Genomic DNA, 23,183 nt, shown 5'->3' with positions numbered 1-23,183 from the left:
ACTCGCGGCGTTCGCGGCGGTCAGCTGGCGGCGAGTCGGCGCAGCGCGCCCTGCACCACCTCGGGCCGGGTGGTGTACCAGAACGGCGGCAGCGACCGGCGCAGGAACGCGCCGTAGCCACGGGCGGTCTCCAGCCGGGAGTCCAGCACCGCCACGACGCCCCGGTCACCGGTCGACCTGATCAGCCGCCCGGCTCCCTGCGCCAGGCGTACCGCCGCGATCGGCACGCTGACCGCCGCGAACCCGGAGCCGCCGGCGGCGTCCACGGCGGCGGCGCGGGCGGCGGCCAGCGGCTCGTCCGGCCGGGGGAACGGCAGCCGGTCGATCACCACCAGCTGGCAGGCGTCGCCGGGCACGTCCACCCCCTGCCACAGCGACATCACGCCGAACAGGCAGCTCGCCCGGTCCTCCCGGAACCGGCGGACCAGCAGCGGCAACGCCTGCTCGCCCTGCACGTGCACGGTCAGCCCGGTCCGCGCCCGGACCAGCTCCGCGGCCTGCTGCGCGGCCCGCCGGGACGAGAACAATCCGAGGGTACGGCCACCGAGTGTGCCGATCAGCGACAGCAGCTCCTCGCCGGCCTGGGCGGGCAGCCCGGAGACAGTCGGCCGGGGCAAGTGCGCGGCGACGTACAGGATGCCCTGCTTGGGGTAGTCGAACGGGGAACCGACGTCGAGTGACCGCCAGCTGAGATCGTCGGCCGTGACCGCCTCGGTCTGTTCGGTGGCCGGGGCGGCGGTCTCCAGACCCAGCGACCGGGCCACCGTGTCGAACCGCCCGCCCAGGGTCAGGGTGGCGGAGGTGGCCACCACGGTCCGCTCCTCGTAGAGGTGGCTGGACAGGGTGCCGGCCACCGACAGCGGTGCCACCACCAGCGCCCGGCGGTTGGCGGCCGGACCGTCCGGCTTCTCCACCCAGGCGACGTCGTGTTCGGCCTCGTCGAGCAGCCGTTGGGCGGTTGTCGAGAGCTCGTCCAGCACCGACTTGGCCTGCTGTTTGCGCACCGGGTCCGGGTCGTCGGCCTTGATGTCGCCGATCTTGTCCAGCGCGGCCCGGGTCGCCGACTCCAGCAGGGTGCACGCCTCGCGCAGCGCCGGCGGCAGACCGCTGGTCAGCCGCCCGGCCGGCGACTCGCCCAGCCCGACGGCGAGGGCGTCACCGGCCTCGGTGAGCTGCTCGGCGGTCTCCGGCGGCAGCAGCGGCCGGGCCCGCCGGGCGGCCCGGTCGATCACGTCCGGGGTGAGCTCGGCCTGGGCGGCCGAGGAGACCCGGTCGGCCAGCTCGTGGGCCTCGTCGACGATCAGCAGTTTGTGTGGCGGCACGATGTGCCGGTCGGCGAGCATGTCGACGGCGAGCAGGCTGTGGTTGGTGACCACCACGTCGGCTTCGCGGGCCCGGAACCGGGACGCCTCGGCGAAGCATTCCTCGCCGTACGGGCAGCGGGCCGCCCCGACGCACTCCCGGGCCGGCATCGACACCTGCCGCCACACCTGGTCGTCGACGCCGGGGTCCAGCTCGTCGCGGTCGCCGGTGTCGGTCTCCATCGCCCAGTCACGTAACCGTTGCACCTGCTTGCCGAGCCGGTCGGCAGCGCCCAGCCAGCGGGTGCCGCCGCCACCGTTGCTACCGCCGCTGTCGCCGTTGTCGCCGGCGGCGTCGAACAGGTCCGTCGGCTCCTCCTCGGCCGAGTCCTCCAGCCGGGCCAGGCACAGGTAGTGGTGCCGGCCCTTGAGGACGGCGAAGGTGGGCCGGCGGCGCAGGATCGGCTCGACCGCGTCGGCGAGTCGGGGCAGGTCGTGCTCGACCAGCTGCGACTGCAGCGCCAGGGTGGCGGTGGAGACCACCACCGGGCCGTCGACGGTCAGCGCGGGTGCCAGGTAGGCCAGCGATTTGCCGGTGCCGGTGCCGGCCTGCACGAGCAGGTGGTGCCGGGTACGGATGGCGTCGGCAATAGCCGACGCCATCTCCTGCTGGCCGGGCCGGGCCGCGCCGCCGGGGACCGCGCCGACCGCGGCGGCGAGCAACTGGGCGGCGCTCGGCCGACCGGTGCCGGAGCGGCCGGCCGGGCGCGGCGGGGCCGCCGGAGCGGACGCGGTGCTGGTGGTCGTCGCAGGGGTCACCCGGTGACAGTACCGATCACCACCGTCGTCCTCGGCGGTCATCCACAGCGTGCCGGCCGGTGTCGCCCGGTGACGCCCGGGTGCTGGCGCCGGCACTGGGGCGTCACCTGCACGTTGCCTTCCGGTGAGCGGCCATCGGTTAAGGTGCGACACATGTCGAGCGGTGTCGTACGGGTGGTCTATCGCAAGTACGACGGTTCGGCCCACCGGGACTATCCGGCCCGCCGGTTGACTGAGGACGAGGTCGGCGTGTGGCTCGGCGTGCCCCGGGGCACCGAGTCGATCTACCACGGTCGCCCGTCGGTGGAGCAGATCCCGTTCGTCCTGCTGGTGCCGCGTGAGCAGTGGTGGACCTGCATGTTCAACCCGCCGCCGCGCACCAGCGAGGTCTACTGCGACATCGCCAGCCCGGCCCGCTGGGAGGACGATTCCACCGTACACCTCATTGATCTTGATCTTGATGTGGTACGGCGCCGGGCAACCGGCCTCGTGGAACTGCGCGACGAGGACGAGTTCGCCGAGCACCGGGTGCGGTACGGCTACCCGGAGGACGTGGTGGAGTCGGCCTGGGCCGCCGCCCGCTGGTTGCAGGACGCGCTCGGCGACGGCACCGAGCCGTTCGCCTCGGCCTACCGGAAGTGGCTGGCGCTGGTCTGCTGATCCGGCTGGCTCGCCGGTCGGCCGGCCGGCCGGTCGGGTAGCGGTCGGCTGGTCGGGTAGCGGTCGGCTGGTCGGCCGGGGGCCGGCTGGGTGATGATCGTCGGATGACTGCTGACCTGTACGAGCCACCTGTCCGGGAACTGCTACGGGTCGGCGCCGGCCGGCCGGTCGACCTCTCCGCGATCGACCCGAGGTCGACGCCGGGGCTGCCGGCGCTGTCGGTGACCGGGCCGGACCGCAAGTCGTGGGCCCGCGCCGAGGTCCGCCGCATCGGCGACGAACTGGCCGAGCAGCAGGAGATGCTGCACGCCCAGGCTGTCGCCGGCAGCGCGGCCGGTCGGCGGGTGCTGCTGGTGCTGCAGGCCATGGACTGCGGCGGCAAGGGCGGCGCGGTGAAGCGGGTCGCCGGCGCGATGAACCCGCTCGGCCTGCGGATCCGAGCGTTCGGGCCGCCTACCGAGGAGGAGTTGGCGCACCATTTCCTGTGGCGGATCCGCCGGGCGTTGCCGGACGCTGGCCAGGTCGGGGTGTTCGATCGGTCACACTACGAGGACGTGCTGGTGGTACGGGTCGAGTCGCTGGTGCCGGAGGAGACCTGGCGGGCCCGCTACGACGAGATCAACGAATTCGAGGCCGGGCTGGTCGACGAGGGGTTCGTGCTGATCAAGGTGTTCCTGCACATCTCGTACGCGGAGCAGCGGGAGCGGCTGTTGTCCCGGTTGACCGATCCGACCAAGCACTGGAAGTACCACCCGGGGGACGTGGACGCCCGCACCAAGTGGCCGGACTACCAGGCCGCGTACACGGAGGCGTTGAGCCGCTGCGCCACGGACGCCGCGCCCTGGTTCGTGGTGCCGGCCGACCGCAAGTGGTACCGGGACTGGGCGTTGGCGCACCTGCTCCGGGAACATTTCGCGGATCTGGACCTGAGCTACCCGCCAGCTCGTTTCGACCTGCGCAAGGAGCATGCTCGGCTGCTCGCCGGGGATGGACCGAAAGTAAACGGCGGATGAACAGAGACTGACTCGTAGGTGTACAGGGGTGGGCCGCGAGCAGGCGTGATTCGCTGTTACCTAGCATTCCCTGCAGAGCGCGCGGGCGTTACCCGTGGCCAGCCCCTGTTCCCCACCGTCTCCGACGAGGTCTGCGCTGTGAAGTTCTCCTTCCGCCCGGTCGAGGGCGCCTTCTATGAACTGTTCACCAAGGCCGCGCGGAACCTCGTGCGGGGCACCGAGCTGCTCAACGAACTCGCCCTGCCCGGAGTCGACGTCCAGTCGGTCAGCGAGCGGCTCACCGAGGTCGAGCACGACAGCGACCAGATCACCCACGACCTCTACAAGAAGATCAACTCGGCGTTCATCACCCCGTTCGACCGGGAGGACATCTACCGGCTGGGCAGTCAGCTCGACGACGTGATGGACCACCTGGAGGCGGTCGGCAACCTGCTCTACCTCTACGGGCTGACCCAGCTGCCGTCGCTGCCCCGGGAGATGCACGAGCTGATCGCGGTGCTCGATCAGCAGGCCCGGGTGACCGCCGAGGCGATGCCCCGGCTACGGGCGATGAAGGACCTGGAGGACTACTGGATCGAGTGCAACCGGCTGGAGAACGAGGGTGACCGGGCGTACCGGATGCTGCTGGTCCGGCTCTTCTCCGGCGAGTACGACGCGCTCACCGTGCTGAAGATGAAGGAGGTCGCCGACGAGCTGGAGGCTGCCTGCGACGCCTTCGAGCACGTGGCCAACACCGTCGAGACCATCGCGGTCAAGGAGTCCTGAGCCGGGTGAGCGCCGAACTCATCGCCGTCCTCGCGGTGATCACCGTTGCCATGGTCTTCGACTACACCAACGGGTTCCACGACGCGGCAAACGCCATCGCCACCAGCATCTCCACCCGGGCGCTCACCCCACGGGTCGCCCTGATCATGGCCGCGGTCGGCAACTTCATCGGCGCCCACTTCGGTGCGGAGGTGGCCAAGACCGTCGGCAGCGGCCTGGTCGAGCTGCCGGCCGGCGTCTCCAGCCTCGGCATCGTCTTCGCCGGTGTGGTGGGCGCGATCACCTGGAACCTGATCACCTGGTACTTCGGGCTGCCGTCGTCGTCGTCCCACGCGCTGATCGGCGGCCTGGTCGGCGCCACCATCGCCGCCTCCGGCACGGTGCTGTGGGGCGGCATCGCCGGCGACGTGGTGGTGCCGATGGTGCTCTCCCCACTGGTCGGCTTCGCGCTCGGCTTCCTGGTCATGCTCGCCGTGCAGTGGATCTTCCGTAACGGACAGCCCGGTAAGCTCAACCGGGGCTTCCGGATCGCCCAGTCGGTCTCGGCGGCGGCGATGTCGGTCGGGCACGGCATGCAGGACGCCGCGAAGACCATCGGCATCGTGGTGCTGGCCCTGTTCGTCGGCGGGTTCCAGTCCGACGCCGAGACCATCCCGGAATGGGTCTTCTGGACCTCGGCGACCGTGTTGGCGCTGGGCACCTACGCCGGCGGTTGGCGGATCATCCGTACCCTCGGTCGCAAGATCATCGACCTGCGGCCGCCCGAGGGGTTCGCCGCCGAGACCGTCGCCAGCTCGGTGCTCTACTTCAACGCCCTGGTGCTCGGCGCGCCGATCTCCACCACGCACACCATCACCTCGGCGATCATGGGCGTCGGGGTGACCAAGCGGCTGTCGGCCGTACGGTGGAACGTCGCCGGCAACATCGTCGGCGCCTGGATTCTGACCTTCCCGGCGGCCGGCAGCATCGGCGCGGTGATGTACTTCGTCGTCCGCCCGCTGTTCAGCTGACCCGGGTCGCCGACACCAGGTCGGCGAGCAGCGCCTCGACCCGGCGGCGGATCTCGTCGCGGATCGGCCGGACCGCCTCGACACCCTTGCCGGCCGGGTCGGTCAACTGCCAGTCCTCGTACTGCTTGCCGGGGAAGACCGGGCAGGCGTCGCCGCAGCCCATAGTGACTATCACGTCCGAGGACTCGGCGGTGGACCACTCCAGCCGCTTCGGGGTCTGGTCGGTGATGTCGATGCCGACCTCGCGCATCGCCTCGACCGCCGCCGGGTTGACCGACTCGGCCGGCGCCGAGCCGGCCGAGCGGACCTCGACCGCGTCGCCGCCGAGGTGACGCAGCCAGCCGGCGGCCATCTGGGACCGGCCCGCGTTGTGTACGCAGACGAACAGCACACTGGGCTTGCTCACGGTATCTCCTTCGAGGGGTGGGGCGGTCGGTCAGCGTCGGGCGGTCGCCAGGGTGTCGGCCTCGTCGGTCGCCAATCCGCCCGGATCTGCCGGCTGGGCGGGATCTGCCGGCTGGGCGGGAACGGTCGGCTGGGCGGGCTCGGCCGGCACCACGACCTGGTCGGCGGCGCGTCCCACCCCCGGGTAGAGCGACAGCAGCAGGGCGACTCCGACGGCGAGCCCGACGACCTGGGCGACCAGGAACGCCGGGATCGAGGCGGGCTGGATGCCGGCGAAGGTGTCGGTGAAGCCCCGGCCGATCGTCACCGCCGGGTTGGCGAACGACGTCGACGAGGTGAACCAGTAGGCGGCACCGATGTAGGCACCGACCGCAGCCGGTGCCGCGCCGGCCCGGCCCGACCTGGCCAGCGCGAAGACCAGCAGGACCAGGCCGGCGGTGGCGACCACCTCGCCGAGCCACAGGTTGCCCGCCGACCGCTCCTTGGCCGACCAGGTCACCGCCGGCAGGGCGAACATCAGGTTGGCCAGGATCGCCCCGGCGATGCCGCCGGTCACCTGCGCGGCGACGTAGCCGGTCAGATCCGGCAGGGTCAGACCGGTGCGGCTGCGTCGTCCGAGGAACCAGTCGGCGGTCGAGACGACCGGGTTGAAGTGCCCGCCGGAGACCGGGCCGAAGATCAGGATCAGCGCGCCGAGCGCGAAGGCGGTGGCGATCGAGTTCTGCAGCAGCTGCAGCCCGATGTCGTCCGGCGACAACGTCTGGGCCATCACCCCGGAACCGACCACCGAGGTGACCAGCAGGGCGGTGCCGGCGAACTCGGCCAGCAGCCGTCGCCAGAGTGCGATCGGGTTCACGCGTTCTCCAGTTTCTGTAGGTCGTCCAGTTTCTGTAGGTCGTCCAGCAGCCGGCGGACCCGGCGCTCGATCTCGTCGCGAATCGGCCGTACGCCGTCGACGTCCTGCCCGGCCGGGTCGTCCAGCTCCCAGTTCTCGTACCGGGTGCCGGGGAAGACCGGGCAGGCGTCACCGCAGCCCATGATGACCACCACGTCGGCGGCGCGGACCACCTCGTCGGTCCACGGCTTCGGGTACTCGCCGGAGATGTCGATGCCGCGTTCGGCCATCGCCGTGATCGCTGCCCGGTTGACGTCGTGGCCCGGCTTGCTGCCGCCGGACCAGGCGACCACCGTGTCGCCGGCCAGGTGGGTGAGGAATCCGAGCGCCATCTGGCTGCGGCCGGCGTTGTGGGTGCAGAGGAAGAGCACCACCGGGCGGCCGTCGGAGTGCAGGCCCTCGACCCGGGCCAGGGCCTGCAGCCGCTGCCGGGCGAACCGCTCGGCGAGCAGCGGCAGATAGTTGGGGATGGTGCTGCCGGTGGCGAACTGGTCGTAGCTGGATGCCAGGAACCGTTCGATCGTCTCGGTGTTGTAGGTGCCGTCGAACTCCCGGGCCAGCCGGGTGGCTGCGGTACGCAGCGCCATCTGCTGGTCGATGGACAGGTCGGGGCGGACGGCGTCGGTGACGTCAGACATGGTGGGCTCCGGTGGACGTGGGGGCGGCGGCCCGGTTGGTGATGGCGGGGGCCAGCCGGTGGACCCGGCCGGCGAGGTCGGCGTACGCGGCTTCGAAGGCGGCGTCGGTGTCCATCCGGACCGGGTCCGGCACCGACCAGTGCAGGTCGGGCGCGCCGGCCCCGGTGAGCTCCTCGTGGGCGTTGTCGCAGACCGCGACGACCAGGTCGCCGTCGCCGACGACGGCCGACACGTGTGCGGTGCGGGCCGGGTCGAGGTCGAGGCCGAGCCGGCGGGCCAGCGCCACCGCCCGGGGGTGCACCTGGGTCGCCGGTCGGGTGCCGGCTGAGGCGGCCGGGGTCGGGCCGGTGCGCTGCCAGAGCGCGGCGGCGAGCTGGGAACGGGCCGAGTTGTGGGTGCAGACGAAGACCACCCGCTCGACGTCGGCCAGCGGCGGTGGTGCCAGCCCAGCGAGGACGTCCGGCACCAGTTGCAGGTAGCTGCGGCGGCGGTCACCCTCGGACCGGGCACGGCGCAGCAGGCCTGCTTCCTGCAGGACCTTGACGTGGTGGGCGACCAGGTTGCTCGGCAGCCCGAGCCGTCGGCCCAACTCGCCGGGCGCGGCGTCGCCGAGGTGCAGCAGGTCGACCATGGCCAGCCGGGCCGGGTCGCCGAGCGCGGCGTGCACCCGGGCGCGCCGCTCCAGCGGGCGGGCAGGTGGCGGCCGGTCGTCGGCACGGTGACTTGCCTCAGTGCTCATTGACTCAATGATTGCTGAGATATTTGGCGGAGTCAAGCCGACCGAGCGTCCGGACCCGGCCGGTAGACCGGGTCAGACGAATTCCCGACCGGGATCAGTCGTAGCTGACGCCGATCTGACCGCGGATCGTGTCGAGCAGCTCCATGACCTCGAGAGTCACCGCGTGTGGCACCAGCGGACTCTCCCGCAGACCGGCAGCCAGGCAGCGGTGCACCTCGGCCGCCTCGTACTGGTAGCCGTTGCCGGCCGGCTCGACCACGCGCACCACCTCGGGCGCACCGGTGCCCCGGCGGAGAGTGAACTCGCTCGGGCAGATGAACGGGTCCGGCAACGCGATCCGGCCGGTGCTGCCGGTGATCGTCGCCACCACCGGAGTGGCCCCGACGATGCCGCAGGTCAACGCGGCCACCGCGCCCGACTCGTAGCCCAGCAGCACGCCGGTGTTCTGGTCCACGCCCTCGGGGGTGAGTTTCGCCCAGGAGCGCACCGAGTCCGGCCGGCCGAGCACCAGATGCGCCAGGCTTACCGGGTAGATGCCCAGGTCGAGCAGGGCGCCGCCGCCGAGTGCGCGGTCGCGCATCCGGCTCTGCGGCCCGAACGGTCCGGCCAGGCCGAAGTCGGCGTGCACCGAGACGACCTCACCGATCGCGCCGTCGTCGACCAGCTCGCACACCCGGCGTACGGTCGGATTGCACCGCATCCACATGGCCTCCATCAGGAACACGTCCCGGGCCCGGGCGGTCTCCACCAGTTCGGTGCTGCTGGCCAGGTCAAGGGTGAACGGCTTCTCGCACAGCACCGCCCGGTCGGCGGCCAGGCAGGTCATGGTCGCGGCGTGGTGCGCCGAGTGCGGCGTCGCCACGTAGACGACGTCGACGTCACCGTCCGCAGCGAGCTCATCCCAGGATCCGTACGCCCGGGGAATGCCGTAGCGGTCGGCGAACGCCTCCGCGCTGGCCACCGAGCGGGAGCCGACCGCAAGCACCTCGGCGTCGGGCAACAACTGCAGGTCTTCGACGAAGCGGGCGGCGATGCCGCCGGTGGCGAGGATTCCCCAACGAGTCATGCGAGGCACGCTAGCCAGCGAGTCCGTGCGCGGCGACGGCGGGGCGTGCTGGCCGGTCCGCCGGGCGACGACCTACGCTCGGCGGGTGCCCACCGACGACGACGTCACGGCTTTCGCCGCGCCACCCGACCCGATGCTGTTCGCCGTGCCCGAGGCAATGGTCGAGCAGGCCAGCCGGTTCTACGCGGCCGGCCGGGAACCGGTGCGACCACGGGTCGCCGCGACCGTGCTGCTGCTGCGCCCGACGACGGATCCGGGGCCGAGGGGGGAGCCCGGCGGCACCGGGTTCGAGGTCTACCTGATCCGGCGGGTGGCGGCCGTCGCCTTCGGCGGGGTGTACGCGTTCCCCGGCGGCGGGGTGGACCCGTCCGACGCCGCCGGCGAGCTGGACTGGGCTGGGCCGGATCCAGAGCACTGGGCGGCCCGGCTGGGGTGTCCGCCGGACCAGGCTCGGGCAGTGGTCTGTGCCGCTGCCCGGGAGGTGTTCGAAGAGTCCGGGGTGCTGCTGGCCGGTCCGGACGAGGCCACTGTGGTCGACGCGGTGGACGGTCCGGAGTGGGAGGTCGACCGGCAGGCGTTGCTCGCCCGGACGCTGAGCTTCGCGGAGCTGCTGCGCCGTCGGCGGCTGACCCTACGGTCGGATCTGCTCGCCGCATGGAGCCGGTGGATCACCCCGGACTTCGAGCCGCGCCGGTTCGACGCCTACTTCTTCGTGGCCCGGCTGCCGATCGGGCAGGCGACCCGGGACGTGTCCGGTGAGGCGGACCAGACGGTGTGGGCCCGGCCGGGACGGGCCCTGGACCGGGCGGCGGCCGGTGAGTGGCAGCTGCTGCCACCCACCCGGGTGACGCTCGACGAGGTCGCCGGCTGCGCCGACCCGGACGCCGTCTTCGCCGCCGCCGCTGGCCGGGATCCGGCCGTACCGGTGACCCCTCAGTTGCAGGTGGATCCGGACGGGACGGTCAGCTTCGCGGTTGTCAAGCCCTGATCCGGATAGATGATCTTGCGTTACCAAGCGGTGATACTTTGGCGCGCACAAACGCGACAGGGTGCCGGGCGGTCCTCGCCCGCGACCGCTACCGGACGGGACAGATGGCTCCACGACCAGGGACCTCAGCCGCGCGAGGTGCGCCGACGGACGCCGACGACCTCGTGCATCTTGCCGTGCCCGCCGAGTACGTCTCGCACATCGCCCGGCTGATCGAGGAGCTCGACCAACGGCCCAGGCCGATCCCGAAGCCAGCCCGCCGGGCCCGGTCCACCACCCGCGCCGCCAAGGAGTGGCCGGTCGAGGAGCTGCGCCGGTTCGCCCAGGGTCGGTCCCGGACACACCAGACCGTGTTCGCGATCCTCGACCTGCTCGCCGAGCACCCCGGCGAGACCATGTCGGTCGGCGACCTCGCGGCGCGGCTCGGCAGCCCGGTCGACAAGGTCATCGGCGCGCTCGGTGGGCTGACCCGGATCGTCAAGACGTACCATGACTATCCGAAGTGGGGGCTGCCGTTGCAGCGGATGGCCCGGACCGGTTCCGGCCGCTCCGGTGCGGTCAGCTACCAGCTTCCGGTCGAGCAGGCCCGCCGCTGGCGGCTGGTGCGGCGCGGTCGGCCCGAAAGCTGATCACCGACGTAGGCGGCAAGATGCGTCGGCCGAGGTGCGACGCCGGTCACAGTCGAGCGTGGGCTCAGCTCGGACGGCGACCATACAACCGCCGTTCACCTTCTGTTCACCATGCCCCGGTCGGCAGTTTAGCCACGGCTCGTACCGTCCTCGGCGTTCGAGACGGTGAACTCGCCCCCGCGACCCCTGGGCGGCGACTCGCCACCCGACCTCAGAGAGGCAACGCACCGTGAATCGTAAGTCCCTCCGGCTGGCCGCCCTGCCGGTCGCCGTCATGCTTACCCTCGGCGTGGCCGCGTGCGGCGACGACGGTGAAACCGGCACGGATCCCAACGGCGGTTCCGAGAACCCGGTCAGCGGCGACCTCGCTGGCGCCGGCGCCTCTTCGCAGGGTGCCGCGATGGAGGCATGGATCGCCGGATTCACCTACGTCGCCCCGGACGCGACCGTCACCTACGACCCGATCGGCTCCGGCGGTGGCCGCGAGCAGTTCACCAGCGGCGGTTCCGACTTCGCCGGCTCTGACGCGTACCTCGACGAGGAAGAGGTCGCGGCGGCCCTGGAGACCTGCGGCGAGCAGGGCTTCATCGAGTTCCCCGGCTACATCAGCCCGATCGCCGTGGCGTACAACCTGCCGGGCGTCGAGACGCTGAACCTGTCGCCGTCGGCGATCGCCCAGATCTTCGACAACAAGATCACCAACTGGAACGACCCGGCGCTCGCCGAGCTCAACCCGGACGCCGCGCTGCCCGACCTGGCGATCACCGCCGTGCACCGCTCGGACGAGTCCGGCACCACCGAGAACTTTGTCGACTACCTGGCCAAGGCCGCGCCGGCCGACTGGCCGTACGAGGTCTCCGGCGACTGGCCGACCACCGGTGGCGAGGCCGCCGCGCAGACCCAGGGCGTCGCCGCCGCGCTGCGCGGCGGCGAGGGCACCATCGGCTACATCGACGCCTCCCAGGCCACTGACCTCGGCGTCGCCGCGGTCCAGGTGGGCGAGGAGTTCGTGGAGTACTCGGCCGAGGCCGCCGCCGCCGTCGTCGACGCCGCTGAGACCGTCGCCGGTCGCCCCGAGTTCAGCTTCGCCATCGACCTGCCCCGGGACACCGCCGAGGCCGGCGTCTACCCGATCGTGCTGGTCTCCTACCAGCTGGCCTGCGTCAACTACGACAGCCAGGAGAAGGTCGACCTGGTCAAGGCGTTCTTCAACCACGTGATCAGCGAGGAGGGCCAGCAGGCCGCCGCCGAGAACGCCGGCTCCGCGCCGATCTCCGCGACGCTGCGCAGCCAGGCGCAGCAGGCCATCGACGCGATCACCGTCGCCGGCTGAGTCCAGCACCACGTCCAGCCCCTGCGATCCAGGTCCGGACGGTCACCCGGTGGCCGTCCGGACCTGCGGCGTATCCCCGTACCGACCGTCACGACACGGCCTGAGGAGGCGTAATCCGTGACAAAGCCCGCCACCGCGCATAGCGGTACCCCATCGAGTGATCCGCCGCCCGGCGGCGACTCGCCGCGCGGCACGTCGACGGGCGAGCCGCCGAACGCCGAGACCCGTCGGCGGGGCCGGTCCGGTGAACGGATCGGTGACCAGATTTTCTCCGGCACCGCCGTCGGTGCCGGCGTGCTCATCCTGGTCACCCTCGCCGCGGTCGCGGCCTTCCTGCTCTACGAGGGCATCCCCGCCCTGGTCGCCGACCCCGAGGAACTGCCCGGCGGCGAAGGCTTCATCGCATACGTCACCCCGCTGCTGTTCGGCACGGTCCTCGCTGCGGTGATCGCACTGGTGTTCGCCACCCCGCTTGCGATCGGCATCGCGCTGTTCATCTCGCACTACGCCCCGCGCCGGGTCGCCGCCGGTCTGGGCTACCTGGTCGACCTGCTGGCCGCTGTACCCAGCGTCGTGTACGGACTGTGGGGCATCTTCTTCCTCGCCCCGAACATCGTCCCGGTCTACCAGTGGCTGGAGGAGTACCTGGGCTTCATCCCGTTCTTCGCCGGCCCCGCGTCGGCCACCGGCCGGACCATGCTGACCGCCGGTCTGGTGCTGGCGGTGATGATCCTGCCGATCATGACCGCGGTCAACCGGGAGGTCTTCCTGCAGACACCCCGGCTGCAGGAGGAAGCCTCCCTGGCGCTCGGTGCCACCCGCTGGGAGATGATCCGGATGACCGTGCTGCCGTTCGGCCGCTCCGGGATCATCAGCGGCAGCATGCTCGGGCTGGGCCGGGCGCTCGGCGAGACCCTCGCGGTCGCGATGGTGCTCTCCGCCTCCGACGTGATCACCATCAACCTGATCGACTCGGTCAACAGCAGCACCATCGCCGCCAACATCGCGTTGGACTTCCCCGAGTCCAGCGGGCTGGCGGTGAACGCGCTGATCGCCACCGGCCTGGTGCTGTTCGCACTGACCTTCGTCGTCAACTTCGCCGCCCGGGCCGTCGTCGCCCGTCGGCGCGACTTCTCGGGAGCGAACGCATGACCACCATCACCCCGCCCCGGGCACCCGTCACGAGCCCGCTGAACAGCGGCGTACTGCCGAAGTGGGCACCATGGGTGGTGGTCAGCGGCAGCCTGTCGGTCGGCCTAGTCGGCGGCCTCAGCCTCGGGCTTGCCGTCCCGCTCTCGCTGGCCATCGGCGTACTGCTCGTCATGGTGGCCCTGCCGGCTGTCTCCTGGCAGGTCGAAGGCGGTCGCCGGGCCAAGGACCGGTTCGTGACGGTGCTGGTCAGCCTCGCCTTCACCCTCGCGATGCTGCCGCTGCTGTCGTTGATGATCACCGTCACGCAGAACGGCATCCACCGGTTCGACGGGACCTTCCTCAGCAGCGACATGCGGGGCGTGCTGGGTGGGGGCGGCGGGGCGCTGCACGCCATCGTCGGCACCCTGATGATCACCGGCGCGGCCACCCTCATCTCGGTGCCGGTCGGCGTGATGTGCGCCGTCTACCTGGTCGAGTACGGCAAAGGCCGGCTGGCCCGGTGGGTCACCCTGCTGGTCGACGTGATGACCGGTATCCCGTCCATCGTGGCAGGTCTGTTCGCGTTCGCCTTCTTCGCGATCTTCTTCGGCCCGAGCATCCGGTTCGGTCTCGGCGGTGCCGTCGCCCTGTCGGTGCTGATGGTGCCGGTGGTGGTCCGTTCAGTCGAGGAGATGCTCAAGCTGGTGCCGAACGAGCTGCGCGAAGCGTCCTACGCGCTCGGCGTGCCAAAGTGGCGCACCGTGCTGCGGGTGGTGCTGCGGACCGCCGCTCCGGGCATCGCCACCGGCGTGACCATCGCCATCGCCCGGGTGATCGGCGAGACCGCCCCGTTGCTGATCATCACCGGCAGCACCACGGCAACCAACTGGAACCTGTTCGACGGCCGGATGTCCTCGCTGCCGATCTTCACCTACTACTCGTACAGCATCCCCGGTGCCCGGCCGGAGTTCGGTGTGGAACGTGCGTGGGCAGCGGCGCTCACCCTGTTCGTCATCGTCATGGGCCTCAACCTGGTGGCCCGGCTGATCTCCCGCTTCTTCTCCCTGCCGACCAGCCGCTGACCGCGGAAAGGACCCCTCAAGTGGCCAAGCGCATCGAAGTCTCCGACCTCGACATCTTCTACGGCAATTTCAAGGCCGTGGAGCAGGTCGACATGACCATCGAGCCGCGTTCCGTGACGGCGCTGATCGGCCCGTCCGGCTGCGGTAAGTCGACCTTCCTCCGCTCCTTGAACCGGATGCACGAGGTGGTGCCCGGCGGCCGGGTGACCGGCAAGGTCGTGATGGACGGCGACGACCTGTACGGCGTCGGCGTCGATCCGGTCGCGGTACGGCGGCAGGTCGGCATGGTGTTCCAGCGACCCAACCCGTTTCCGACGATGTCGATCTACGACAACGTGGCGGCCGGGGTGAAGCTCAACGGCGGTCGGATGCGCAAGGCCGACCTCGACGAACTGGTCGAGCAGACGCTACGCGGCGCCAACCTGTGGGAGGAGGTCAAGGATCGGCTGGGCCGGCCCGGTTCCAGCCTCTCCGGCGGGCAGCAGCAGCGGCTGTGCATCGCCCGGGCGATCGCCGTCAAGCCGGCGGTACTCCTGATGGACGAGCCGTGCTCCGCGCTGGACCCGATCTCCACTCTCGCCATCGAGGACCTGATGCACCAGCTGAAGGCCGAGTTCACTATCGTCATCGTCACGCACAACATGCAGCAGGCGGCCCGGGTCAGCGACCGTACCGGCTTTTTCAACATCGCCGGCACCGGCCACCCCGGCAAGCTGATCGAGATGGACGACACGCAGCGGATCTTCAGCAACCCGAAAGTCAAGGCGACCGAGGACTACATCACCGGCCGGTTCGGCTGACCCGCGCGGGCATCAGCCGGTCGGCCGAGGCCGGCGGTCAGCGCCGGCGGTAGGTCACGTCGGCCGACCAGCGCAAAAAGCCGAGCCGGGTGTAGAGCCGTACCGCGGCGGTGTTCGACTCGTCGACGTAGAGCATCGCCCGGTGCAGCCCGGCGGTGGCCAGGTGCCGCAGCCCGGCCAGGGTCAACGCGCGGCCGAGACCGCCGCCGTGCGCGTCCGGGTCGACTCCGAGTACGTAGACCTCGCCGACCGCCGGCCCGGTGTGCACCTTGGTCCAGTGGAAGCCGAGCAGCCGGCCGGCCGGATCCTCGGCGAGCAGGAAACCGGCCGGGTCGAACCACGGCTGCGCGATCCGGGCATGCAGCTGCGGCAACCCCCAGCGGCCCTGCTCGGGGTGGTCGGCGAACGCCTTCGCGTTGAGCGCCACCCAGGCCGCGTCGTCCTGACCTGGCACGAAGGACCGGATCCGTACCCCGGCCGGCAGGTCCGGCTCGGGCAGCGGGTCGGCAAGCTTTCGGCGCAGCTGTAACAGCACCCGGTCGCGGACCAGGTCGTGGTCGAGGGCGAGGGCGGCGGCCGACGGGTGGTCGCCGTGCGCCCAGACGCGCAGCGGGACGGCGGGCTCGACGGCGTCGAGCAGCCCGGTGAGCAGTAGACGACCGTACCCGCGTCGCCGGTGCGTCGGGTGGACCACCAGCTCGGCGACCGAGCCGGCCGGGTCGGTCGGGTCGAGGTTCGCGTACCCGATCATCTCGCCGGTCGGGGCGGTCAGCGTGAGGTGCCGGGCGGAGGCCGCGTCCCGCAGTCCGATGACGACCTGCTCCGGCAGCGGGTCGGCGCCGTCGGTGTCGGCGGCGGCCGCAGCCAGCTTCAGCACCTGGTCGACCTGGGTAGGGTCGAGCCGGTCGGACCGCTCGACGGTCGTGGTCGTCTGGGTCACCCGCTCAGCCACGTGCCCCACCGTATCTCCCGCCGGGTCCGCCCGTCGCGGCGCGGCGGATCAGCGGGCCGGCGGATCAGCGGGCCGGTGGGTTCGCCGGCGCGGCTGGTTCGCGGGTCAGAGCTGGCCGGTGCGCAGGTGCAGCCGGCGGCTGCGCTGGTCGGCGGGTTCGGCCATCGGCGGCAACGCGTCAACCAGGAGACGCTGCCGCAGGTTCGGCAGGATCGAGCGCAGCGCCAGCACCGTACCGGTCCGGTTGCCACCGGCGTCGTGCAGCAGCACGATCGACCCGGGTACGGCCTGCGCGGTCACCGTCGCGGTGATGCTGCCCGCACCGGGCTGGATGTAGTCGGCCGGGTCGATGGTCCAGTGGATCGAGGTCATGCCTAGTTCCCGCGCGACCTCGACCACGGCGGGAGTCCAGAAGCCACCGGGTTGGCGATAGTAGGAGACGGGGTGGCCGGGGGCGGCGGCCCGGATCGCCTCGGAGGTGCGGATCAGATCGGTGCGGATCGCGGCGGTCGGGTAGCTGCCGAGGTCGAAGTCGTGGCTCCACGAGTGGTTGCACAGGGTGTGCCCGTCGGTTGCGATGGCTCGGACCAGCTCCGGATGGGCGACCACGTTCCGGCCGACCAGGCAGAAGGTCGCCTTCACCCCGAACTGGCGGAGCACGTCGAGGGTCTGCCGGGTGTGCACCGGGTGCGGGCCGTCGTCAAAGGTGAGGGCGACCGCGGCGCTGCCGCTGGTCCGTCGGGTGCCGTGCGGTCCGCTGCGGTCGGGGGCCATCGGGGCGTACGCCGGTAGCCGGGCTGCCGGCTGTTCGGGGTCCGGAGGTTCGGGGTCCGGCCTAACGCCGTCCAGCTTGTCGGGGTCCGGTACTCCGGCGGGTGACGACGGCACCGCCGTGGGCCGGGCCGGTGGTGACATCAGGTCGGGGTCGGGTCCGCTGCGGGCCGGTGCCGGTGCCGGTGCCGGTGCCGGTGCGGGTGTGGGCACCGGGTCGGCCCGTTCAGCCGGCGCACTGCTGGAACCGAGAAGGTACGCGCTGGTAAGGACGGCCGTCACAGCCGCACTGGCGTAGGTCAGGCCGCGTAGACCCGCCAGCACCGTCACTGCAGCCTCCCGCCGTCGGTCGGTTGTCGACCCGAGGCTATGGAGACAGCAGTTGCTGCTAAGGCGAAACAGGAGAGAGCTAACTTAAACGATCTATTCGGACGAAAAACTGAAGCGCCATCCGGACAGTTTCGGATGGCGCCTCAGTTGACGTTTCAGGGTTGTGCCACGGTAGGTGGCGGAACCCGCTAGACCGACAGCCGGTCCGGCTGGAACTGGACCTGCTCGCTAGACCGGCAGCGGCGCGGGCTCAGCATCCGGCAGCGACGAGCGGCTCGGCGGCACCACGAACTTGTAGCCGACCTGGCGCACCGTGCCAATCATCGACTCGTACTCCGAGCCGAGCTTGGCCCGCAGGCGACGCACGTGCACGTCGACCGTCCGCGTACCGCCGAAGTAGTCGTAGCCCCAAACCTCGCGCAGCAGCTGGTCGCGGGTGAAGACCCGCCCCGGGTGCTGGGCGAGGAACTTGAGCAGCTCGAACTCCTTGTAGGTCAGGTCGAGCGGGCGGCCCTTGAGCTTGGCGGCGTAGGTGTCCGGGTCGATGGTCAGCTCGCCGGCCCGGATCAGCCCGCCCGCGCCTGATGTGGCGTTGGTCAGCCGACCTACCGCCAACCGCAGCCGCGCCTCCACCTCGGCCGGGCCGGCGCTGGCCAGGATGACGTCGTCGACGCCCCAGTCGGCGTTCAGCGCGATCAAACCGGCCTCGGTGACCACCGCGACCAGCGGGACGCCCAGTCCAGTGGCGTGCAGCATCCGGCAGGTCGCACGGGCCTCGGACAGCTCCGACCGGGCGTCGACCAGGACCGCGTCCGGGCTCGGCCCGGAAACCAGGGTGCGGACGTCGCGGGGCGCGGTCCGCACCGAGTGGGGGAGCAGGTCGAGTGCGGGCAGTACGACCGACGGCTCGCCCGCACGGGCCGTTACCAGTAGCAGGATCTCCACACATCACCTCCGTCCTCGCGGCCTGTCCCGGCCGCGCGTGGTGACCGCGGACGCCGGCCACGTGGCCGTCACCGCAGACAGTGGCGTCGAACCCCGGCTTCGCTGACGGGTGGTCAAGCAATGAGCTTAACCGATTAGGTGCCGGAAACAGCGCGGCGATGAGCTGTTCATCTGTGCAGTCGGCCATAGCGGCGCCGCGCCGTCGCCAGCGGGCCACCCGTCGCGTCTGGCACCATCAGGGCGTGCATCCCTCCACGCCATCCGAGGCCGGTCGCGGACAGTGGCCTGACGGTAGCCGGGAGTCGCCGGCCGGGCCGCCGCCCGGCAGGCGGCCCGGCGGCATGCGGGGCGGCCCCGGTCGCGCCGTCGTCCCAGGGCCGCCGGACTCCGGCCCACCGGTGCCGGGCCGGGCACCGGCCCCAGGTCGGGCACCCGGTCCCGCTCCCGGTCGGGCACCCGGTCCCGCTCCCGGTCGGGCACCCGGTCCCGGTCGGGCGGCCGCGCCGGTGCCGGGCCGGGCACCTGCTCCCGGCCCGGCCCCTGGTCGGGCTCCGGCACCTGCCCCGGGCCACGCGCCCGCTCCCGGCGGTGCGGCCGCTGCGGCCGGGGAGGCCGCCGGTCCGTCGGGCGCGGCGGACCGGCCGGACCGCACCGGGGAGCAGGAAACCGTCAGCAGCCGGTCCATGTCGGCGCCGGTGCCGGTCAGCCGGACCATCTCGCTCACCGTGGCCGGGTTCTCCGTGCTGCTGGCCCTGGGGCTGATCTTCGGTGGGCAGACCGCCGGGCCAGGGCTGGCCCGCACCCCGTTCACCATCGTCGTCTTCGGCGTACAACTGCTCTTCGTGATTTCCTGGACGTTGGCGATCCGGCCGCCGGCGATGCCGGTCATCGGCGGGGTGAGCCTGTTGGCCGCGGCCGCCGCCGACATCGGAGCGTTGCTGCCGACCGTCGCGTCGCTGGCCCCGGTCGGGTACGCCGCGGCAGGCGGCTTCGTCGTCGCGGTGCTCGCCCAGCTGATCCGGCCGGCAGACCGCACGAGGGTCACCGAGTCGCTCGGTGCCACGTTGCAGATCGTCGTCGGAGTGGTCGCCTTCGCCACCCTGATCGTGCTCAGCCGGCTGCAGCTCGGTGGTACCCAGACCATCGTGGTGGCGCTGGCGGGCACCGGCATCGCCCTGATGACCGCCCGGCTCACCGACGCGGTGGTGGCCCGGCCGCGGCTTGCCCCGCAGGTGCCCCGGGGCGCCACCGGCGTGGTGCTCGGTGCCATGGTCGGCACGCTGGCCAGCGCGGTGCTCGGCATCTACGTGGTCGGCTTCACCCCGGTCACCGCAGCCCTGGTCGGCCTGGTCGCGGCCAGCGCGGCGGTCCTGGTCGATCTGGCCACCGGCTACGCCGAGGCCAGCCGGCAGATGGCCGGGGAACCGCCGACCATGTGGGTGGCCCGGCACATGCAGGGACCGCTCGGCGGGTTCGCCCTCGCCGCGCCGCTGTCCTACGCCCTCGGTGTACTGATCTTCAACTGAGGCGCCGGGTCGGTCAGGGTGAGGCAGCTGACCGTTCGGGCCGGTGCCGGGTGAGCCGTATTCAGGTCGGGTAGATACGGTACGGCGCATTCGTCCGCAGCCGAGGAGGCACAGTGTCGACCTATCCGGCGTACCAGGAGGAACCGGTCCGCCGGTCGCGTCCTCGGCGGCAACCGGGCCGACGAACGCGCCGGCTGCTGGCCGTCGTCGCGGTGCTGCTGCTCGTTCTGGCGCTGGTACTGGTCGTCGCCGACCGGGTCGCCGTCGCCTACGCCGAGCGGGCGGTCGCTGACCAGGTTCGCCAGCAGGTGGCCGGGCAGGACATCGAATCCTCCGAGCCGGAGGTCTCGATCGGCGGGTTCCCGTTCCTCAGCCAGGTCGCCACCGGCCGCTACCAGTCGGTCTCGATCGTGTTGCGCGACGTGTCGGCGGCGGTCAACGGCAACAGCGTGCGGCTGCCCACCCTCGACGTCGACGCGCGGGGCGTACAGGCGCCGTTGGAGACGCTGCGCACCGGGCAGGGTGAGGTCACCGCAGAGACCGTGCAGGGCACCGCCACGGTCTCCTACGACAGTATCGTCCAGTTGATCGAGCAGCCCGGCGTGGAGTTGTCCGAACAGGACGGACGGCTCGGCGTTACCGCCCCGGTAGACATCCTCGGTCAGCAGGTCACCCTGACCGGTACCGCGGACCTGGAGGTCGCCCAGGGCGAGGTGCTGCTGCGCTTCGACGAACTCGTCGCCGAAGGGCTGCCCGGCGACGAGGCGGCCCGCGGGTTCGTCGAGGCCTACGCCCAGCAGTTGTCCATCGCGGTGCCGCTGCCCGCCCTGCCGTTCCAGCTCGACCTGCAGGAGGTGGCGGTGACGCCGGCCGGCCTCGCCGTCACCGTCACCGCCACCGATGTGCCGCTGAGCGCATTCGGCTGACCAACCTGCTCGGCTGACCGTCTCCGGCGGGGGTGGCGTAGGTCTCAACCCGCGGATGTCCCATTGCGTGGTCGGATCGGTGACCGTCCGGAAACAGGCTGGTAAGCTTCGGCCCCATGGGGAAGTTCCTCACCAAGCGGCGCGCGGTCGACCTGTGCCGTGTGGCCACCTGCCTGTGTCGCCCGGTCCTCTGACGGCGGGCTGACCCGGCGGACTGTCGTCGACCCCTTCTGTGGTCGGTGACCAGCGCCGAAGAATTCTCACCATCGCCCGGCAGCGGCGCCGTCGCACGTCCGTGATCCGTCCTCCAGGGTCCCGCACAGGTGCGACAACCTGCGGCGTGGACTCGCCACCGATCCGCATCCTCCGCACCGGCGGCCCGCCGGGCAAGGGGGAGACCAACCAGGGAGTGATCTGATGAGTCGCGACACCGCACTCGTTTCGGCCGACTGGGCCGAGAAGAACCTCGACGCCCCGGGCGTCGTCTTCGTCGAGGTCGACGAGGACACCTCCGCGTACGACGGTGGGCACATCGCCGGCGCGGTCAAGATCGACTGGAAGACCGACCTGCAGGACCCGGTACGCCGCGACTTCATCAACAAGTCGCAGTTCGAGGCGCTGCTGTCCGAGCGGGGCATCGGCAACGACGACGTCGTGGTGCTCTATGGCGGCAACAACAACTGGTTCGCCGCGTACGCGTACTGGTACTTCAAGCTGTACGGCCACCGCGACGTCAAGCTGCTCGACGGCGGCCGCAAGAAGTGGGAGCTCGATGCCCGCCCGCTGACCACCGAGGTGGTCGCCCGCCCGGCCACCCAGTACGTCGCCCAGGAGCCGGACAGCTCCATCCGGGCGTTCCGCGACGAAGTGGTGGCCGCGATCGGCACCCAGAACCTGGTCGACGTCCGCTCGCCCGACGAGTTCGCCGGCCGGTTGCTCGCCCCCGCCCACCTGCCGCAGGAGCAGGCGCAGCGGGCCGGGCACATCCCGACCGCGGTCAACGTGCCGTGGTCCAAGGCCGCCAACGAGGACGGCACCTTCAAGTCCGACGACGAGCTGCGCGCCCTGTACGCCGAGGCCGGCCTCGAAGACGGCAAGGACACCATCGCGTACTGCCGGATCGGCGAGCGTTCCTCGCATACCTGGTTCGTGCTCAAGGAACTGCTCGGGCACTCCAACGTGAAGAACTACGACGGGTCCTGGACCGAGTACGGCTCGCTGATCGGCGTGCCGGTGGTGCTCGGCGACGAGCCCGGGAAGGCGTGACGATGACCGCTGCGACCACACCGAACGCCGCGACCGCGGCGGGCTGCGCCGCCCCGGACCAGGCGGCACCGCTGCCGGCCAGCGTCGACCTGGCCAAGGAGACCGTGATCACCGGCACCGTGCGGTCCGCCGACGGCGAGGCCGTGGCCGGCGCGTACGTCCGGCTGCTGGACGCCACCGGCGAGTTCACCGCCGAGGTGGTGACCTCGCCGGCCGGCCAGTTCCGGTTCTTCGCCGCACCGGGTAGCTGGACCCTGCGGGCACTGTCCCGGCACGGCAACGGCGACACCTCGGTGACCGCCACCCAGGGAGTCAACGAGGTGTCGGTGACCGTCGGCAGCTGACACCCGGCCCGACCCGACGACAGGCCGCCGCCCCGGAACTCGTTCCGGGGCGGCGGCCTGTCGGCTTTATGACCGACATTGGCGGCACATTTCCCGCCGTCGGTACTTCCTGTCGCCTCGTGGACAGCGGAAACGGCCGACCGACGGCGTCACCCTGATCACTCCGGCGGGTGGCCACGCCGACAAGTCAACAGCGCCCGACATGACGGTGCGGCAGAACGAACTGACTTGATGACGTCACTCTCTGGTGAATGGGTGGCCCGTCGCCCACAATTTTCCCTGGCGGTTGCGGGCGTACGGCGAATCGGATTTTGGTTCTTCCGATGCCTGCGAGAATTGCTCATCCCATGGGGGAATCATGCGAAAGACTGTCGGTGTCCTGACTGCGGCGATGCTGGGGCTGGTCACCTCGATGACCATCGCCGCACCTGCTAGCGCTGCAACCAGCCTGCGGGTGCACAGCGTCCAATACCACCCGAACGGCGTCAACGACGGCAGCGGGACGTTCGCGAACCGGGAATGGCTGCAACTGGTGAACCGGGGTAAGGAAGCGATCAACCTGCGGGGCTACACGGTGCACAACAGGAACGGCCGGACTTACCGATTCGGCGACGTCGTCATTCCTGGGAAAGGTGGCCGGGTGTGGCTGCGTTCTGGTGCCGGTGACGACACCGCACGGACCGTCTACTGGAACACGGCTGGTTTCGTGTGGGATGTCGACGGTGACAAGGCATCCCTGCGGAACCGTAAAGGCCACTCCGTACACACCTGCTCCTGGTCGTATGTGAAGGGCCGGGACTGGGTGCGATGCCCGGTCAACCCGTAATGATTCCGGGTTGACCGCCGGCG

Annotated in this window: 25 protein-coding genes; 16 read left to right on the top strand and 9 right to left on the bottom strand. The window is 71.2% G+C overall.

Going from position 1 to position 23,183, the window contains the following annotated elements; all coding sequences use genetic code 11:
- Positions 1 to 20: 20 nt before the first annotated feature.
- On the bottom strand, positions 21 to 2,162 hold the full coding sequence (locus tag ACFHW1_RS09135) for an ATP-dependent DNA helicase (protein WP_416551867.1): 2,142 nt from the start codon (positions 2,160 to 2,162) through the stop codon (positions 21 to 23).
- Positions 2,163 to 2,273: 111 nt separating this feature from the next.
- Here ACFHW1_RS09135 and ACFHW1_RS09130 point away from each other — a divergent pair, with 111 nt between their 5' ends.
- From ACFHW1_RS09130 to ACFHW1_RS09115, 4 genes are all read left to right on the top strand, one after another.
- The gene (locus ACFHW1_RS09130; RefSeq protein ID WP_416551866.1) at positions 2,274 to 2,780 is read left to right on the top strand and encodes a DUF402 domain-containing protein; all 507 of its coding nucleotides are present in this window, start codon (positions 2,274 to 2,276) and stop codon (positions 2,778 to 2,780) included.
- Between the two features lie 104 nt (positions 2,781 to 2,884).
- Positions 2,885 to 3,793 (top strand): PPK2 family polyphosphate kinase, encoded by a 909-nt coding sequence (locus ACFHW1_RS09125; protein ID WP_416551865.1) that lies wholly within the window; start codon positions 2,885 to 2,887, stop codon positions 3,791 to 3,793.
- A 138-nt stretch (positions 3,794 to 3,931) separates the two neighbouring features.
- On the top strand, positions 3,932 to 4,558 hold the full coding sequence (locus ACFHW1_RS09120) for a DUF47 domain-containing protein (RefSeq protein WP_416551864.1): 627 nt from the start codon (positions 3,932 to 3,934) through the stop codon (positions 4,556 to 4,558).
- A 5-nt stretch (positions 4,559 to 4,563) separates the two neighbouring features.
- Positions 4,564 to 5,568: an anion permease gene (locus ACFHW1_RS09115; RefSeq protein ID WP_416551863.1), complete on the top strand. Its 1,005-nt coding sequence runs from the start codon at positions 4,564 to 4,566 to the stop codon at positions 5,566 to 5,568.
- On the opposite strand, the gene ACFHW1_RS09110 is transcribed toward ACFHW1_RS09115, so the two are convergent.
- From ACFHW1_RS09110 to ACFHW1_RS09090, 5 genes are all read right to left on the bottom strand, one after another.
- A complete protein-coding gene (locus tag ACFHW1_RS09110) occupies positions 5,561 to 5,974 on the bottom strand; it encodes an arsenate reductase ArsC (RefSeq protein ID WP_416551862.1) in 414 nt (137 codons plus the stop codon). The genes ACFHW1_RS09115 and ACFHW1_RS09110 overlap by 8 nt on opposite strands.
- A gap of 30 nt (positions 5,975 to 6,004) precedes the next feature.
- On the bottom strand, positions 6,005 to 6,829 hold the full coding sequence (locus ACFHW1_RS09105; RefSeq protein ID WP_416551861.1) for an aquaporin: 825 nt from the start codon (positions 6,827 to 6,829) through the stop codon (positions 6,005 to 6,007).
- On the bottom strand, positions 6,826 to 7,506 hold the full coding sequence (locus ACFHW1_RS09100) for an arsenate reductase ArsC (RefSeq protein WP_416551860.1): 681 nt from the start codon (positions 7,504 to 7,506) through the stop codon (positions 6,826 to 6,828). The genes ACFHW1_RS09105 and ACFHW1_RS09100 overlap by 4 nt, the downstream gene beginning before the upstream one ends.
- On the bottom strand, positions 7,499 to 8,245 hold the full coding sequence (locus tag ACFHW1_RS09095) for a helix-turn-helix domain-containing protein (RefSeq protein WP_416551859.1): 747 nt from the start codon (positions 8,243 to 8,245) through the stop codon (positions 7,499 to 7,501). Before ACFHW1_RS09095 ends, ACFHW1_RS09100 begins: the two co-directional genes overlap by 8 nt.
- A 94-nt stretch (positions 8,246 to 8,339) precedes the next feature.
- Positions 8,340 to 9,311 carry a Gfo/Idh/MocA family protein gene (locus ACFHW1_RS09090; protein ID WP_416551858.1) on the bottom strand — a complete coding sequence of 324 codons (972 nt, stop codon included), beginning with the start codon at positions 9,309 to 9,311 and terminating at the stop codon, positions 8,340 to 8,342.
- Positions 9,312 to 9,444: 133 nt separating this feature from the next.
- Between ACFHW1_RS09090 and ACFHW1_RS09085 the strand changes: the two genes are divergently transcribed.
- The 6 genes from ACFHW1_RS09085 (at position 9,445) to pstB (ending at position 15,274) form a co-directional block, all read left to right on the top strand.
- Positions 9,445 to 10,299, top strand: coding sequence for an NUDIX hydrolase (locus tag ACFHW1_RS09085; protein WP_416552082.1), 855 nt, complete (start codon positions 9,445 to 9,447; stop codon positions 10,297 to 10,299).
- Positions 10,300 to 10,403: 104 nt separating this feature from the next.
- Positions 10,404 to 10,928: a hypothetical protein gene (locus ACFHW1_RS09080; RefSeq protein ID WP_416551857.1), complete on the top strand. Its 525-nt coding sequence runs from the start codon at positions 10,404 to 10,406 to the stop codon at positions 10,926 to 10,928.
- A gap of 229 nt (positions 10,929 to 11,157) precedes the next feature.
- Positions 11,158 to 12,261 carry a phosphate ABC transporter substrate-binding protein PstS gene (gene pstS / locus ACFHW1_RS09075; RefSeq protein WP_416551856.1) on the top strand — a complete coding sequence of 368 codons (1,104 nt, stop codon included), beginning with the start codon at positions 11,158 to 11,160 and terminating at the stop codon, positions 12,259 to 12,261.
- Between the two features lie 117 nt (positions 12,262 to 12,378).
- On the top strand, positions 12,379 to 13,413 hold the full coding sequence (gene pstC / locus ACFHW1_RS09070) for a phosphate ABC transporter permease subunit PstC (protein ID WP_416551855.1): 1,035 nt from the start codon (positions 12,379 to 12,381) through the stop codon (positions 13,411 to 13,413).
- Complete coding sequence (gene pstA / locus ACFHW1_RS09065; protein ID WP_416551854.1) at positions 13,410 to 14,474, top strand: phosphate ABC transporter permease PstA; 1,065 nt, start codon at positions 13,410 to 13,412, stop codon at positions 14,472 to 14,474. Before pstC ends, pstA begins: the two co-directional genes overlap by 4 nt.
- A gap of 20 nt (positions 14,475 to 14,494) precedes the next feature.
- Entirely contained in the window at positions 14,495 to 15,274 is a 780-nt protein-coding gene (gene pstB / locus ACFHW1_RS09060) for a phosphate ABC transporter ATP-binding protein PstB (protein ID WP_416551853.1), read from the top strand.
- Between the two features lie 37 nt (positions 15,275 to 15,311).
- Here pstB and mshD read toward each other — a convergent pair whose 3' ends face one another.
- The 3 genes from mshD to ACFHW1_RS09045 form a co-directional block, all read right to left on the bottom strand.
- Entirely contained in the window at positions 15,312 to 16,226 is a 915-nt protein-coding gene (mshD, locus tag ACFHW1_RS09055) for a mycothiol synthase (protein ID WP_416551852.1), read from the bottom strand.
- A gap of 105 nt (positions 16,227 to 16,331) precedes the next feature.
- Positions 16,332 to 17,327: a polysaccharide deacetylase family protein gene (locus tag ACFHW1_RS09050; RefSeq protein WP_416615229.1), complete on the bottom strand. Its 996-nt coding sequence runs from the start codon at positions 17,325 to 17,327 to the stop codon at positions 16,332 to 16,334.
- Between the two features lie 228 nt (positions 17,328 to 17,555).
- Positions 17,556 to 18,272, bottom strand: coding sequence for a winged helix-turn-helix transcriptional regulator (locus tag ACFHW1_RS09045; RefSeq protein WP_416551850.1), 717 nt, complete (start codon positions 18,270 to 18,272; stop codon positions 17,556 to 17,558).
- A gap of 683 nt (positions 18,273 to 18,955) precedes the next feature.
- Here ACFHW1_RS09045 and ACFHW1_RS09040 point away from each other — a divergent pair.
- The 6 genes from ACFHW1_RS09040 (at position 18,956) to ACFHW1_RS09015 (ending at position 23,160) form a co-directional block, all read left to right on the top strand.
- A complete protein-coding gene (locus tag ACFHW1_RS09040; RefSeq protein ID WP_416551849.1) occupies positions 18,956 to 19,798 on the top strand; it encodes a hypothetical protein in 843 nt (280 codons plus the stop codon).
- A 113-nt stretch (positions 19,799 to 19,911) separates the two neighbouring features.
- Positions 19,912 to 20,724, top strand: a complete 813-nt coding sequence (locus tag ACFHW1_RS09035) for a DUF2993 domain-containing protein (protein ID WP_416551848.1) — start codon at positions 19,912 to 19,914, stop codon at positions 20,722 to 20,724.
- 98 nt (positions 20,725 to 20,822) lie between these two features.
- Positions 20,823 to 20,918, top strand: a complete 96-nt coding sequence (locus tag ACFHW1_RS09030) for an Ms5788A family Cys-rich leader peptide (protein WP_416552081.1) — start codon at positions 20,823 to 20,825, stop codon at positions 20,916 to 20,918.
- A 223-nt stretch (positions 20,919 to 21,141) separates the two neighbouring features.
- Positions 21,142 to 21,990, top strand: coding sequence for a sulfurtransferase (locus ACFHW1_RS09025; RefSeq protein ID WP_278171731.1), 849 nt, complete (start codon positions 21,142 to 21,144; stop codon positions 21,988 to 21,990).
- Between the two features lie 2 nt (positions 21,991 to 21,992).
- Positions 21,993 to 22,334 carry a DUF1416 domain-containing protein gene (locus ACFHW1_RS09020; protein ID WP_416551847.1) on the top strand — a complete coding sequence of 114 codons (342 nt, stop codon included), beginning with the start codon at positions 21,993 to 21,995 and terminating at the stop codon, positions 22,332 to 22,334.
- Between the two features lie 358 nt (positions 22,335 to 22,692).
- Positions 22,693 to 23,160, top strand: a complete 468-nt coding sequence (locus tag ACFHW1_RS09015; RefSeq protein WP_416615228.1) for a lamin tail domain-containing protein — start codon at positions 22,693 to 22,695, stop codon at positions 23,158 to 23,160.
- Positions 23,161 to 23,183 lie beyond the last annotated feature (23 nt).

This window comes from Micromonospora sp. LOL_014 (assembly GCF_048060245.1).
GTDB lineage: Bacteria > Actinomycetota > Actinomycetes > Mycobacteriales > Micromonosporaceae > Micromonospora_E.
Note: the sequence above shows the minus strand (reverse complement) of the source record. Positions and strands in the feature narration are given on the sequence as shown.